Source organism: Tritonibacter mobilis (assembly GCF_001681715.1).
GTDB classification, from domain to species: Bacteria; Pseudomonadota; Alphaproteobacteria; order Rhodobacterales; family Rhodobacteraceae; genus Epibacterium; species Epibacterium mobile.
Genome location: NZ_LNWY01000006.1, coordinates 49,518 through 65,445, shown reverse-complemented (window position 1 = coordinate 65,445; position 15,928 = coordinate 49,518). Strand labels below are relative to the sequence as shown.

The 15,928-nt window shown below is 60.5% G+C and carries 6 protein-coding genes; 5 read left to right on the top strand and 1 reads right to left on the bottom strand.

The window, feature by feature from the left end; genetic code table 11:
• Nucleotides 1-3: 3 nt before the first annotated feature.
• The 3 genes from UB90_RS07215 (at nucleotide 4) to UB90_RS07205 (ending at nucleotide 6,926) form a co-directional block, all read left to right on the top strand.
• The gene (locus tag UB90_RS07215) at nucleotides 4-1,836 is read left to right on the top strand and encodes an autotransporter assembly complex protein TamA (RefSeq protein WP_065324274.1); all 1,833 of its coding nucleotides are present in this window, start codon (nucleotides 4-6) and stop codon (nucleotides 1,834-1,836) included.
• A complete protein-coding gene (locus UB90_RS07210; RefSeq protein WP_065324273.1) occupies nucleotides 1,833-5,840 on the top strand; it encodes a translocation/assembly module TamB domain-containing protein in 4,008 nt (1,335 codons plus the stop codon). Before UB90_RS07215 ends, UB90_RS07210 begins: the two co-directional genes overlap by 4 nt.
• A gap of 102 nt (nucleotides 5,841-5,942) precedes the next feature.
• Entirely contained in the window at nucleotides 5,943-6,926 is a 984-nt protein-coding gene (locus UB90_RS07205) for a glycosyltransferase (RefSeq protein ID WP_065324272.1), read from the top strand.
• 15 nt (nucleotides 6,927-6,941) lie between these two features.
• Here UB90_RS07205 and UB90_RS07200 read toward each other — a convergent pair whose 3' ends face one another.
• Complete coding sequence (locus UB90_RS07200; RefSeq protein WP_065324493.1) at nucleotides 6,942-7,703, bottom strand: WecB/TagA/CpsF family glycosyltransferase; 762 nt, start codon at nucleotides 7,701-7,703, stop codon at nucleotides 6,942-6,944.
• 117 nt (nucleotides 7,704-7,820) lie between these two features.
• On the opposite strand from UB90_RS07200, the gene UB90_RS07195 reads away from it, so the two are divergent.
• Nucleotides 7,821-9,287: a hypothetical protein gene (locus UB90_RS07195; RefSeq protein ID WP_065324271.1), complete on the top strand. Its 1,467-nt coding sequence runs from the start codon at nucleotides 7,821-7,823 to the stop codon at nucleotides 9,285-9,287.
• A 191-nt stretch (nucleotides 9,288-9,478) separates the two neighbouring features.
• Nucleotides 9,479-15,925: a type I polyketide synthase gene (locus UB90_RS07190; protein WP_065324270.1), complete on the top strand. Its 6,447-nt coding sequence runs from the start codon at nucleotides 9,479-9,481 to the stop codon at nucleotides 15,923-15,925.
• The last annotated feature ends 3 nt before the right edge of the window (nucleotides 15,926-15,928 follow it).

Sequence of the window (15,928 nt, the reverse complement as noted above, 5' to 3'; positions counted from 1 at the left end):
TTCATGATCAGCTTTCGCCATTCGCGCCGGACCGCATTGACCCTGTGTCGCGCCCTGCGTCCTCTTTCACTGGCAATCGGCTTTAGCGCAGCATTGCATACGGCCCCGTTGATTGCGCTTGAGGCAAATCTCACCGCCCCCAAAGCAACTGAGGACCTCACCGACCGGTTGCGTGCGTCCAGCGCAGCACTGGGACTTGGCAGCAACTCAGAAATTCAAGAAGTCATCGCCGCCTCTCTGTCTGATTATCGCACGTTGGTGCAGGTGCTCTATGATGCCGGGTATTTTGCACCGGTGGTGAACATCCGAATTGATGGTCGCGAGGCCGCAGCAATCAACTTGCTCAACCCGCCCAAGGCCATCAAAGATATCGCCATCACCGTCGATCCGGGGCCTGCATTTGTGTTTGGCCGCGCGGAGGTTGCTCCTTTGCCGACGGGCGCTACGGCCACCTTGCCTGAAAATTTTGCACCCGGACAACCGGCCAGCACCGGCGCTATTCAGGAAGCCGCGACCGCAGGCCTGAGCGCATGGGATCGTGCGGGCCACGCCAAGGCTGAACTGGCCAGCCAGTCGATCACTGCAGATGCCGTCAAACATCGGCTGGACGCAGAACTCCGGATCGCACCGGGACCGCAACTGCGCTTGGGCAAGCTCAGGATAAAAGGCGAGTCTGACGTGCGACGTGAGGCCATGCAGCGCATTGCAGGTTTTGCAACCGGGCACACGTATCACCCTGACCTCGTTGCCAAGGCGGCCAATCGCCTGCGTCGTACCGGCGCATTTTCAACCGTTGCGCTACGACAGGCCGAAACCCCGAACCCAGATGGATCGCTCGATTTCATCGCCGAAGTAGAAGATCTGCCCAAACGTCGTTTCACCTTTGGGGTGGAGATTTCTTCGTCCGAGGCGATGGAACTGAGCACCAGTTGGATGCACCGCAACCTGTTTGGGGCTGCGGAACGTTTGAAAATCGATCTGTCGGTCAGCGGTATTGGCACCAGCGACATCGACAGCAGCATCACTGCTCGCCTTGACCGCCCCGCCGCTCTTGGGACAGACCGAACCCTGTTTTATGTCGGCGCACTCGAACAACTGCGTGAGGAGCATTATTCGGCCCGCAGCGCAACCGCAGCCATCGGGGTGCGGCGCACGGTCTCCGATACAACCTTCGTCGAGGGCGCTCTGGGGTTGCGCTACGTGAAAGCAGATGACGCCTATGGCAATAACCGCGAGTTTAAATACCTCGCTGCGCGTCTGCGGGGCGAAAAAGACAAGCGCGACATCAAGACCAACCCAACTTCCGGGTATTATCTGGACGGGGAAATCGTCCCCTTTGTCGGGATTTCCGGTGGCGATCCGGGTGTGCAGATCAATATCGACGCGCGTGGTTATAAGGCGCTTGGCAGTTCTGATCGCGTGGTGCTCGCGGGGCGGGTGCAACTGGGATCCATTGTTGGTCCTGACCCCAGTGATGTATCACCAACCTTCCTCTATTTTTCGGGCGGGGCCGGGTCCGTGCGGGGGCAAGAATATCAGTCGCTTGGCATCGACACGCCCGGTGGCACCGCTGGCGGGCGGTCCTACCTCGCCCTTTCCGGCGAGGTGCGCGGGCGTATCACCGACAGCATCTCGCTGGTGGGCTTTTATGATGTAGGGTTTGTAGACCAGAACAGCTTTATCAGTGGCGACAGCGAATATCATGCGGGTGCCGGGATCGGCCTGCGCTACGATGTAACCGGGATTGGCCCCATCCGACTGGATCTTGCGATGCCCGTTTCTGGCGACACTGACGACGGCTTGCAGTTTTACATTGGCATAGGACAGGCGTTTTGAAACATAAGTTCCGCAGCCTCATTGTCATCGGCGGCCTGACCGCCAGCACCGCGCTGACACCGGTGTCCCTGATGGCGCAGGACGCCTCCGAGTCCGGTGGCCTTCTGGTATCGTTCTTGGAGGACACGCTTTCCGGCGATAGCCGCGCCATTAGCGTGCAGGGGCTGGAGGGCGCATTTTCCTCACAAGCCAAGATCGCCAAACTGACAGTGTCCGACGAGGACGGCGTCTGGCTGACAGTGGAAGGGGCCGAACTGGATTGGAATCGTCTGGCATTGGTGCGCGGACGTTTCTCTGTGAACCACCTCAAGGCGGATCGTATCATCGTCGAGCGCAGCCCCAAATCGCTGCCTGCTGACCCGGACCTGCCCACACCAGAAGCCACGCCCTTTTCACTGCCTGAATTACCCGTAGCGCTGGAAATTGGCGAAATCTCAGCCAATGAAATCCTGCTGGGCGAGGAACTTGCCGGGCAAGAAGCGGCCCTATCCGTTAATGGCGCGCTGACTCTCGCTGATGGTGCATTGGATACCAGCCTGCGCGTCGCGCGGCTGGACCGGCGTGGTGATGCATTGACGCTGAAGGCCTCATTCGCAAACTCGACAGAGCAACTGGCACTGGATCTCGCCTTGAACGAGGCAGCTGGCGGGCTGTTGTCGACCGTCATGGACCTTCCCGGCCGTCCGGATCTGAGCCTCGCGGTAAAGGGCGAAGGGCCACTGGCCGATTTCACCGCAGACATCGGTTTTGCCACCAATGGTAACGACCGGATCACCGGCACCGTCAGTCTCGCGGGATTTGCGGATGTGGCGGGTGGCGCAGAGGCAGGACTGGCATTCGCCGCTGATCTGGGCGGCAATATCGACCCGCTCCTGCCACCGGATTATCGCCCGTTCTTTGGCCCCGGCCTGCGCGCCAACGTGAAAGGGCGCACCTTGGCTTCCGGTGGCGTTGAACTGGACAATCTCGTCCTGCGCACCCGTGCATTGCAAATGACCGGGGCGCTGTTGCTTGAGGGTGGCAACTTGCAGACCGCCAACCTCAAGGCCGCCATCACGCCACCGCAGGGTCAAGCCGCTGTGATCCTGCCGGTTTCGGGCGCAGACACCACCGTTGCTGCCGTCACCATGGATTTGAAAAAGCCCGAAGGCGAAAACTGGACCATCAACGCAGAACTCGACAGCCTGCGCACCCCGAACATGAGCATCAAACGCGCTGTCATCAGCGCCGCGGGCGAATTGGATCAAAGCGCAGGTTTCGCGCTGGATGGTGCCCTTGATGCCCGTCTCAATGGATTTGTTCTTGCAGATCCAGCCCTTGCGGCAGCAACAGGCAGCGATCTGACGCTGAGTGCGCGTCTGACCACCGAAGATGGTGCGGATTTCCTGATCCGTGACCTCGACCTGCAAGGCGATACATATGCCGCACGGGGAGAACTGAGATTTAACGGCGTCGAGGGCGACGTACGTATCGCAACCGAACTGGCGCTTGAGGCGGAAAACCTGACCCGCTTTTCCGACATTGCCGGGCTGGATCTGTCGGGTGCTGCCACCGCAGATGTCACAGGGCATTACCAACCGCTCAGTGGGGCATTTGGTGTGGATCTGTCACTGCTCGGGCAGGATCTTGGCACTGGCATCGCGGATGTGGACCCACTTTTGGTGGGCGATAGCACGCTAAAGTTGGTCGCCGCACGTGATACAGCAGGGCTGCGCATTGACCAGTTCGATTTAAAAACCGCCGAAGTAACTGCCAACGGGCAAGGGACGCTGGACAGTGGCGAAGGCGCGCTGCGCCTGGATGCCAAGCTCGCCAAACTCGAGCGTTTTGTGGCGGAACTTCCCGGTCCACTGACACTGGCCGCGAATTTCGACCGCACCGGAGACCGTCTTGATGGCACCGTGGAATTGCGCGGGCCGCGTAAAACCTCAATGGATCTGGACGGCAGCTTTACCCTCGCCGGGGCGGCTGACTTTGGCTTTGAGGCTTTTGTCGGCGCGCCAGAGGCCTTTGCGCCACAACTGGCCGACGCGCCACTGATTGCCGAAGGCACCGCAAGCCGACGTGAGGCACAATGGACGGGCCAAGCCTATGTGAGCGCAACCGGCGGCGCACGCGCACGCATCAAAGGCGGCTTTAGCGAAACAGACGGTGCCGTTGATCTTGATCTTTCGACTTTGATCGCACGGGTCGAACAATTTGTCCCTTCAATCAAAGGCGAAGCGACAGCAAAACTGACCGCAACCCGACGCGATGGGCAATGGCAAGCAGAAGGCGATGTGACCGCCCCCGGTGAAACCACCGCGCGGTTTGATGGTGCTTTTACGGAAAGCTCTGGCGATGTTGATCTCGACCTAAAAGCTGAGGTGGCGGATGTGCGCGCCTATGCGCCCACCCTACCCGGTCAAGCCTCAGCCGATATCTCTGCGACCCGGCGCTCAGGAGAATGGAAGGGCGGTGGTGAAATCACCGGCCCAGCGGGTGCCTCTGCCAAAGTGGACGGCCAGTTCGATGAGGCTGACGGCTCTGCTCGCGTGAATTACGACGCTGTGGTACGACAACTGCAACAAATTGTACCTGGGCTCGACGGGGTCCTCACTGCCAAGGGGGATGCCAGCCGCGCCGACGGGGTGTGGACGATCGAGAGCACCGCTGACGGTCCGCTTGGGATCGACTCTCGCGTTGCCGGCACATGGGATGAGACCCAGTCCATTGCGGATATCACCGCCAAAGGTTCTCTGCGTCTGGAGGGCGCCAACGCCTTTTTGAAACCCAATCTTATCAAAGGGCTTGCCCGATTTGATCTGGCCCTGCGCGGCCCGGCACAGCTCAATTCACTCAGCGGCACAGTGACCACATCCGATACACAACTGGTTCTGCCACAGGCCGCACAGGCCATTGATGGCATTTCTACCCGCATCGCGCTGAACAACGGCTCCGCCTCGCTTGCTCTCTCCGCCCGCCCTCGCGATGGCGGTCGCGTGCAGGTCAATGGTCCCGTATCTCTTAGCGCGCCCTACTCGGGTGACTTGCGCATTTCACTATCCGACGTGGTTTTGACCGATAACCTCTCCTATGACACCTCGCTTGGGGGACAGTTGCGCCTGTCGGGGCCACTTGCGGGAAACAGTAGCCTCACGGGCCGTATTGATGTGGGCGAGACGAGCTTTAACCTCAACACCGCTGGTGGTGCTGTTTCGGCCGCCCCCATCCCGCCCATTCGCCATAAGGGCCAGTCCCGCGCGCAAATCGCCACCAGATCCCGCGCTGGCCTGATTGAGACAGGGTCAGGTGGTTCAGGAGGCAACAGCAATATTGCCCTCGACGTGTTGATCAACGCACCAAACAAGATTTTTGCCCGAGGCCGTGGCCTCAACGCGGAATTGGGCGGTGCGATCACCCTGCGCGGGACCACCTCTAATCTGGCACCTTCGGGGCAAATCGGCCTGATCCGGGGTACTTTCGATATTCTTGGACGCCGATTGAACCTTGATGAGGGTCGCATCACCTTGTTGGGTGATCTGAAGCCCTATCTGGAATTTGTATCCAGCGCCAATACGGAACAAGGCACCGCAACGCTCTCGATCTCCGGTCAGGTTGACAGCCCGCAGATCGAGGTCACATCAGAGCCGCCGCGCCCCAGCGAAGAAGCGCTGGCCCTGCTGCTGTTTGGTGACAACATTCAGGACATCTCACCTCTGGCGCTGGCCCGTCTGGCCAGTTCAGCGCTCACATTGAGTGGCCGAGGTGGCGGCGCGAATAAGGCGCTGCGCAACAGCACCGGGGCAGACAACGTCGATATCGGCGTCGACAACCTCGGCGTTGGCCAGCTTGGTCTGGGTGGGTATCTTGCAGATAACATCTATACCGATGTGAATGTGACCGCAGAGGGCAACAGCGAGTTGTCGATCAACCTTGACCTCACCAAGTCACTCACCGTGACAGGCAAGGCCGATAGCGAAGGTGAAACCGGGCTTGGGGTGTTCTTCAAACGGGATTATTAAAGGGGGCTGACCCCAATCCTGCACCGCCAACCCATTGCGCATCTTGCGCTTTGCTGGTGCTTGCATAGGATTGGGCGGTATTTTCAACGCATTGTCTGGCGCATGACCACAACTCCCGCAAAGATGACTGCCCCCTTACCCATTGATGCCATTGTCATCGGGCGCAATGAGGGCGCGCGTCTTCTGGCTTGTCTCGACAGTCTCAAGGGGCAGGTTCACAGGATCATTTATGTTGATAGCGGATCGACTGATGGTTCGGTCGCCGCCGCGCAGGCGCGCGGTGCTGAGGTTGTGGAGTTGGACATGTCGCGTCCCTTCACAGCAGCGCGGGCACGCAACGCAGGGCTTGCACATCTCGGAGAGACCACCGAAGGCAGGCTGGTGCAATTCGTCGATGGGGATTGCGTGCTGGCTGCCGAATGGTTGCCGCAGGCGGCAGCTTTCCTCGCGCAACACCCCGATGTTGCGATCGTTTGCGGGCGCAGACGCGAGCGCGCACCGGAGGAAAGTGTCTACAACAGGCTCTGCGATCGGGAGTGGGACACCCCAATCGGCGAGGCACGCGCCTGTGGAGGTGATGCCTTGATGCGGCGCGGGCCGCTACAGGATGCAGGCGGCTATCGCGAAACGCTTATCGCAGGTGAAGAGCCAGAACTCTGCGTGCGCTTGCGCCAAGCCGGATGGAAGATCTGGCGTCTTGATCTGGAAATGACCCTGCATGACGCGCAGATGTTGCATTTTTCACAGTGGTGGAAACGCACCAGACGCGCGGGTCACGCATTTGCCGAAGGCGCTTTCTTGCATGGCGCTCCACCAGAACGCCATTGGGTCAAGGAAACAAGACGCGCGCTCCTTTGGGGGGCTGTATTGCCCCTGATGACCGCCGCAGCCCTATTGGCAGCGCCAATGTTTGCCGGGTCAATCGCTCTTTTGTACCTGCTCCAGTTCTTGCGCCTGTCCCGGCGTATGGGGGGCACGGCAGCGTTTTATTCCATTGTTGGAAAATTCGCGGAAGCCTTGGGAGTGTTAGAGTTCCACATCAATCGGCTGCGCGGCAATCAGCGCACTTTGATTGAGTATAAATAATCTGTGCCAAACCTCTCAGGGTTTTGAAGCCGCGCGTAAACGCAAGGCCTGCGCAATCTGTCCCGGCAGGATAGCAAAGCACTGCATATATCTGGGAAAGAGTCGCATCGGATTGGACAGCATGCGCCACAGCCACTCCAGCGCCAATTTGCGCATCCATCGTGGCGCGCGCCGCTGTGCCCCGACAATAAAATCCAAACCTGCGCCGATGGATGCAAACCCGGTCTGAGGTGCAAGGCTGCGGCCAAGTTCAGAAAACTGCTCTTGTTTTGGCGCGCCCAGCGCCAGAAAACACAGGCTGATCTCTTGCGTGGCAAGTTCCTTCAGGATGTCGCGAGCCTCTTCGCCATGCGGGTCAAACCCATAACTCGGTGCCCGCACATAAGCCACATTGAGACCGGGCACCTTGTGCATCAGCGCGGATTGCACCTGCTGCAAGATTGGGTCGGTTGATCCCACAAGAGCGACTTTGACCCCCGCGTTTGCCGCAAGTTTGCACAATGGGATCACCAGGTCAGATCCCGGCACGAGTTCGACCGGGCGATCCGCCAAACGAGACAGCCACACGATGGGGCGCCCATCGGCGACGATAAAATCCTGACGCTGGTAGGCCTTCAGAAACTGCTGATCACCCGCAAGTTTGACAAGATGGTCCAGATTGACTGTCGCCAAGCCAAAACCTTCCTTGCGATCAAACCGATCCTTGATGAGCTTCTTCAGTTGGTCGGCATCCGGCACGTTCACTTCAATTTCTTGATTTTCAAATGCGAATTTCATCTTGCTCTCGATCCAGATCACTAAAGTGCCTGATTTTATTACCCCTGCCCTAAGGGCTTGTGCCAGTTCTTGCGTATACCGTAGTAGTGAATTTGGGTCGAAGTGAGGCGAGCTCTGGTGCCTAACGCGATTGCGAACTTGATGTTGCTGGTGTGGCCGGTGGCGGCGCTGGTATTCTTTCAGCGGCTGCCCTTGCGGCGTGCGATCTTGCTCTGCCTCATCGGAGGGTATCTGATCCTGCCTCCGGTGGCCGCATTCGATCTGCCACTGGTGCCCGATCTCGACAAATTCTCGATCAGTTCCATCATGGCCTTGGTCGGATGTCTCTTTGTGGCGAAGGTTCCTGTTCCGATCCTGCCACGTCCGTTGATCCTGCGCATTTTGATGATCATCTTCGTCCTCAGCGCGATCCCGACGGTCCTTACAAATACAGACCGTGTTTTGTTCGAGACCGTCCCAAACGCCGCACCGATCATCTTCTATCACTCCGAACTTCCCGGTTTGCGTTGGCGCGATATGGGCTCAGTGGTGATCGGGCAAGTTATTGTTTTAATACCATTCGTCATCGCACGCCGGCATCTTTCCACGCCTGACGCTCATCGGGATTTGCTGCTGGCGTTCTGTATTGCGGGTCTGTTTTACTCCATCCCTTCGCTCATCGAAATCCGTCTCAGCCCGCAGATGAACGTCTGGATCTACGGCTTTTTCCAACACGACTTCGCCCAGATGATCCGCCAAGGGGGCTATCGGCCCATTGTGTTCCTGCCGCATGCGCTATGGCTTGCGCTCTTTATGTTCAGCGCCATGATCGCCGCAGTATCTCTGGCCCGCGTCGCAAAAGAGAACAACCGCATCCGCTTGTGCCTCGCGGCGTTTTATCTCTTCGGCATGCTGGTCCTATGCAAAAGCATGGCGTCGCTCTCTTATGGGTTGGCTTTTACACCAATCGTCGCGCTGGCCTCCTACCGTTTGCAGGTTAAATTGGCCTTGGTTATTGCGTTGATCGGCTGCGTCTACCCGATGCTACGAAACGCGCATGTCATTCCGCTCGACGCGATTCTGACACAAGTAGAGGATTTCAGTCCGGAGCGGGCACAATCGCTGGGCTACCGATTTGATAATGAGGAGGTATTGTTAGAACGCGCCGCCGAAAAACCAGTTTTCGGCTGGGGGGCTTGGGGTAGAAACCTGATCCGGGATCCACAAGATGGTCGTATCCTGTCCATCCCTGATGGGCGGTGGATTATCACCTTCGGCAGTTTTGGATGGGTTGGCTACCTTGCTGAGATGGGGCTGTTGGCAGGCACGCTTGCGTTGCTATACTTGGCACTGCGCAGGATGCCAGAGGGGGAAATTTCTCCTTATGTTTCTTGTATATCGCTCATATTGGGCGCAACAATGATCGACATGTTGCTAAACGACACGCTGGTCCCAATTACTTGGATGTGTGCGGGGGCAATTCTGGGGTACGCGGAGCGTCAGCTCTACCCTCGGGATTTTGAGCCACGCAAAGCTTTGTTCGAAGGTCGGCAAGCACTCGATATGCCGCTGAGCAAAGAGCGTTCTCATCCGGTGATGGACTAGCGCTGCGCCATATAATCCACAGCGCAGATCCTCAGTTTGACCACAATCACACCTCAGCGCTGCCCAAGATGTTTCGTAATTCATACATACAAAAGCCAACGCAGAACCGCCACATTACCTAAGCGAATATCATTGAGCGCCGCACACTTATGGGCACGACCGCCGACGCAACGTGAGACAGGGCGATATAGATGGATAAGATGACAAAACTCGATCACCACAGCCCCGACGATATCGCAGTGGTCGGCATGTCTGTCACTTTACCCGGTGCGGCTTCAATTCACGAGTATTGGACCAATCTGCGTGATGGCATCGAGTCGATTGAGGTCGTTGACGAAGACAGCCTGCTTGCTGCTGGCGAACGCGCCGAGACCTTGCGCGATCCCAACTACGTGCCCTCTTCCGCCCGGCTACAAGGATTTGATGAGTTTGACGCGGAGTTCTTTGGATTTTCGCCCAAAGAGGCCGCGATCCTCGACCCGCAACATCGCAAGTTCCTCGAGGTCGCATGGGGCGCGATGGAGGATGCCGGTCACACACCCGAAAGCCTGAAAGGCCAGGTCGGTGTCTATGCGGGCTGCGGCATGGGCAGCTATTTTTACTTCAACATCTGCTCGAACCCGGATCTGGTCGATGACGTGGGCATGTTCCTCTTGCGCCATACCGGCAACGACAAGGATTTTCTGACCACGCGCGTCAGCCATGTCTTTGATCTCAAGGGACCATCGGTCAACGTGCAGACCGCCTGCTCCACCTCGCTCGTGGCGATCCACTACGCCGCCGAGGCATTGCGCAAGGGCGAATGCGATATGGCGCTGGCCGGTGGTGTAACAATCGAACTGCCGCAGGGGCGCGGCTACCTCTACAAGGAAAACGAAATCCTGTCGCCCGACGGCCACTGCCACGCCTTTGACCACCGCGCGCAGGGCACCGTGTTCGGTTCTGGCGCGGGGGCCGTGGCGCTCCGGCGTCTCAGCGATGCGGTGGCCGATGGCGACCACATCTGGGCCGTCATCAAAGGTTCAGCGATCAACAACGACGGCGCGGCCAAGGCGGGATATCTGGCCCCTTCGGTGGATGGGCAATCCGCGGCGGTGCGCAAGGCGCTGACGGCTGCACGGGTGAACCCTGAAACCATCGATTACGTCGAATGCCACGGCACCGGCACCTATATCGGCGATCCCATTGAGGTTGCCGCCCTCACCGATGCCTACCGCGATGGCACCGATGCAAAGGGCTATTGCCGGATCGGATCGGTCAAAACCAACATCGGCCATCTGGACACGGCAGCCGGCGTGGCCGGGTTTGTGAAAACCGCCCTCGCGCTGGAGAACAAATCGCTGCCGCCTTCGCTGGGGTATGAAAAACCCAATCCGACCATCGACTTTGAAACCTCGCCCTTCCGAGTGAACGATACGATGTGCCCGTGGATTTCGCACAAGGGCCCCCGGCGCGCTGCTGTGAATGCCCTTGGCGTCGGCGGTACCAATGCCCATGCGATCCTCGAAGAGGCCCCGGTGCGTGCGCCTTCCGAGGAAAGCGATTTCCCGTTTCAGGTGCTTTGTATTTCCGGCCAGACCAAGGCCGCACTGGAGGCAAACACGCAGAACCTCACGACCTACCTGCGCGCCCACCCCGATGTGGAGCTGGCGGATGTGGCCTACACCCTCAAGGAAGGCCGCCGCGGCTTTGCCAAACGTCGCGTGGTGGTGGCCGAAACCGCGACGGACGCCGCCGACATGCTGGAAGCCGCGAACCCGCGTGAGGTCTTCACCCACGACCATCTCGGTGCGCATCCCGAGGTGGTGTTTATGTTCCCCGGCGGGGGGGCACAATTTGCGGGCATGGCGCGCGACCTCTATGAGACGGAGCCGGTGTTTGCCGACTGGATGGATCAGGGGCTGGACCATCTGGAAAAGAGCCTCGATTTCGACATCCGCGCCCTGTGGTTGCCGGACCCCGGCGCGGAGGCAGGCGCTGATGCGGCGCTGCTGAAACCCTCGGTACAATTGCCGCTCATCATGATCGTGGAATATGCGCTGGCGCAGCTCTGGATCAGCTGGGGCGTCCGGCCTGCGGCCATGGTGGGCCATTCCATGGGGGAAAACACTGCCGCCTGTCTGGCCGGTGTCATGAGTTTTGAGGATTGCATCGACCTGGTGCAACTGCGGGGGCGGCTGTTTGACACGGTTGAGCCGGGCGGCATGTTGTCGATCTCGCTGCCGCTCTCTGAGGTCGAGACGCTTGTGGGTGCGGATCTCGACATCGCTAGCGTCAACGCGCCGGAACTAACCGCTGTATCCGGTCCGGATGATCGCTTGGATGCGCTGGCCGAGACGCTGCGCGCCCGCGATGTGGAGTTCCAGCGTATTCCCATCGACATCGCCGCCCATAGCCGCATGCTGGAGCCGATTCTCGCGGCCTATGGCGATTTCCTGCGCCGTCTCGATCTGCAACCGCCAAACCTGCCGGTGATGTCCAACCGCACCGGCCAGCCGCTGACGCCGGAACAGGCGACCAGCGCCGACTACTGGGTTGAACAACTGCGCAATACCGTGCGTTTTGCCGATTGCATCGAAACGCTCGCAACCACCAAAGGCCGCGTCTACCTGGAGGTCGGTCCCGGCAAGGCCCTCAGCGCCTTGGCTCAAATGTCGCCTCAGGTCGCGTCCGGTCAGGTGCTCAGCTCTCTGCGTCACCCGGAGCAGGATATCGCGGATGATGCCTATTTCTTTGGCATCATCGGCCGTCTCTGGGCCTGCGGGGTCGAGGCCGACTGGCCTCAGATCTGGGGCGATGCCCGCCGCAACCGCCTGAGCCTGCCCACCTACGCGTTCCAGCGTAGCCGCTACTTCATCGAACCCGGAAAATCAGTGCAAGCGCCCGAGATTGCCTTGCCCGCACGGCACGCGGACATTGCCGATTGGGGCTACCGCCCGGTTTGGCGACCCCGTCTGGCCGATTGCGCGCTGGATGTAGAAAACGAACTCACGCTGGAGCCGCACACCTGGCTAATCTTTGAAGACACCGCCGGACAGGCCGCCGCCTGCGCCGAGACTCTTCTTGCCGCCGGTCATCGGGTGGCCCGCGTGCGGGCTGGGGATACCTATGCGCAGCTTGCGCCCGATGTCTATCAACTGGCCCCGGAAGAAGGCCGGTTCGGTACCGAGGCCCTTCTGGCGGATCTGGCCGAGGCGGATCTTCTGCCGCAGCGGATCGCGCATTTCTGGCTGGTCACCGACACCGAGGATTACCGCCCCGGCTCCTCCTTCTTTGATCGCAATATCGAAATGGGGCTGATGTCGCTTACCGCCTTAGGACAAGCGCTGGCGCAGGCAGAGCTGCCGCATCCGGTGCATCTGAGCGTGCTGACCACCGGTGCCGCGCAGGTACGTGGCGAGCCCCTGCCCTATCCGGAAAAAGCAATGATCTCCGGCCCCGCGGGTGTGATCCCGCGCGAGATCCCCGGTGTCACCGTCGCAACCTGTGACATTGAGCTGCCGCAAACCCCTGCGGGCCTTTCTGCCCTCATATCCGGCACAAAACCCGCCCCAATCACCTCGCGCCTGCTCGAAGAGCTGCTGGCCGCACCCGGCAACCACGCCGCTGCTTGGCGTGGCGAAAAACGTCTGGAGCTTGACTATCGCCCGGTGCCCCTCGCGGCACCAACGGCAAGCGACCTGCCGCTGCAAACCGGGGGGCACTATCTCGTCACTGGCGGCTACGGCGGCATCGGGCTGACGATCGCGGAGCACCTGATGCAGACGTATGAAGCGCGCATCACGCTCCTGTCCCGTGACGCCCTGCCACCGCGTGCCGAATGGGACCGCTACCTGCGCCGCCACAGCCCGGCTGACCGGATCGCAACCCGCATTCGCGCCGTTCAAAAACTGGAGGCGACCGGACGCGGCGAAGTGCTCACGCTCAGCGCCGATGTCTGCAACCTCCAGGACATGCGCAACGCGGCAGAGGCCGCACGCGCCGCATTTGGCCCCATCACCGGGCTGTTCCACGGCGCAGGCTACATTGCCGACGCCCCCCTTCTGGCCAAGACAGATCGCCAAATCGCCGAGGTACTCGCGCCCAAAGTGAACGGCCTGCGTGTGCTGGATCAGGTCTTCCCGGATGGCACCCTCGACCTGATGGTGCTGTTTTCCTCCTCCTCCACCGTGACGCGCCCTGCCGGGCAGGTGGATTACGTGGCCGCCAACGAATACCTCAACGCTTGGGCGAAATCCCGTCAGGGCGGGCAAACCCGCGTGATGGCCCTCGACTGGGGGATCTGGGCGGATGCCGGCATGGCAGCGGACGCTATGGCCGCTCGGCGCGGCAGCGCTGCCCCCTCGGAACCACTGCCGTCAGAGGCCGCGCTTTGGCAGACACAAGGCTTTGATCGCTCCGGCGCGCCGGTGTTCCGCAGTCGTTTTGACGCGCGCAGCGACTGGCTGCTGGATGATCACCGCACCCATGATGGCACCGCCCTGATCCCCGGCACCGGCAATATCGAGTTCATTGCCGAAGGGCTGGATGCGCTCGGCAGCACCGCGCCCTACGAAATCCGGGACCTCTATTTCCTGCAACCCTTTGTGGTCGAGGATCATATGCCGCGCGAGGCGGTGATGCATCTAAGGCCCGGTGCAGCAGGCTATGAGGTGCAAATCCACGCGGAAACGACAGAGGGATATGCACGCACGGCACAGGCTGAGGTGGTCACGCTGGACCACAGTACCGCCGCCCCCCTGGATCTGAATGCAATCTCCGCGCGCTGCACGCCGCAAGAGGCAGATGTCGCGGGCGCACGCATCAGGTCCCCGCAAGAAGCCAACCTGCGGTTTGGTCCGCGCTGGCATGTGCTGCAATCAGTGGCGCTTGGTCGGGACGAAGGGCTCGCCCAACTGTCCTTGCCTGATGTTGCAGCAAGTGACGGCGCGTTGTTGCATCCGGGGCTTATGGATCTTGCCACCGGCTGGGCCATCGAACTTGCGCCGGGGTACGAGTCCAGCACGCTCTGGGTGCCGGTCTCCTACGGCACGATCAGGGTGCTCGCCCCATTGACCAAGGACATCTACAGCCATGTGCGGCTTGCGGACGGGCAGGCCGAGCAGGGCGCGGTGCTGTTTGACATCACCCTGTCCGACCCGGCAGGGACCGTTTTGGTGGAAATCTCGCATTTCCGCATGCAGCAACTGAGCGGCGGCTTCAACCTTCTGCCCACCCGCACCGACACCACAGCCGCCGCGCTTGGCCTGACCCCTGATGCGGAGACGCAGCCCCTGTCGCCGGACGAGCGGCGCCTGCTCGCCAATCTGGAGAATGGCATCCACACCAGCGAGGGCGGCATCGCGCTGGAACGCGCGCTCGCTGCGAGTCTGCCACAGGTTGTTGTCTCCTCGCTGGACTTGGACGCCTTGCGCCAGCAGGCGGACACCAGCGGGCAAACAGCTCCCGAAGGTGAAGGGCAGAGCTTTGACCGCCCCGATCTGGATACCGACTATGTTGCGCCCCGCACGGCAACCGAAGAGGCCCTCGCCGGTCATTTCGCCACACTGCTGGGCTTATCGCAGATCGGTGTAGAGGACAGTTTCTTTGATCTGGGCGGTCATTCTCTGATCGCCGTGCGGCTCTTTGCGCAGATCAAACGCAGCTTCGGGGTCGAATTGCCAATGTCCGTGTTATTTGATGCCCCGACCGTCGCCGCGCTGGCGGCCCGGGTCGAGGCTGAGACCGGGCCGCTGGAGGCCCAGGGCAATGCCGCGGACGACCAAGAGGCCGCACCGCAGAGCTTCAGCCACCTCGTGCGCCTTGCCCCCGGCAAGGACAGCCAAGCCGCACCGATGTTCATCGTGGCGGGCATGTTTGGCAACGTGTTGAACCTGCGGCATCTGGCACGGATCCTTGGCGAGGATCGTCCGGTCTATGGGCTACAGGCGCGTGGCCTGATCGGCACGGATGAACCGCACGAGCGGATCGAGGACGCCGCCCGCGACTATATCGCCGAGATGCGACAGGTGCAGCCCGAAGGGCCCTATCTGATCGGTGGGTTTTCTGGCGGCGGCATCACCGCATATGAAATTGCCCAGCAGCTCAAGGCCTCTGGCGAGGCGGTGGATGCGCTGGTGCTGCTGGATACGCCGCTGCCGGTGCGCCCAGACCTCAAACCCATTGACAAGGCGCTGATCAAGCTCGCAGAGATCCGCAGCAAAGGGCCGGGCTACCTCGGTGAATGGCTGCGCAACCGCATTGCCTGGGAAATTCGCAAGCGTCAGGACCGCCCGGCGGAAACCGGCGAGAGCACCGGTTTCAACAATCGCAAGATCGAACTGGCCTTCCTGCGCGCGGTGGTCGGGTATGAGGTTCAGCCCTGGACGGGTCCGGTGACACTCTATCGACCTGTGCTGGACCGGCATTGGAAAGTCTCTGGTGGGCAATGTGTGAGCCGAGATCGTGAATATGTCTACGCGGATAACGACTGGACCCGATTTGCGCCGTCACTGGTCGTACGCGAGGTTCCCGGCGACCACGACGGTATGGTTCTGGTGCCCAACGTCAGCGTACTGGGGAACGAAATTCGCGATCTCCTAGGGAAAAATACACGCCAAATCATCTGCCCGCGCGGTGTCGCAAAGGCGGCAGAGTAACCC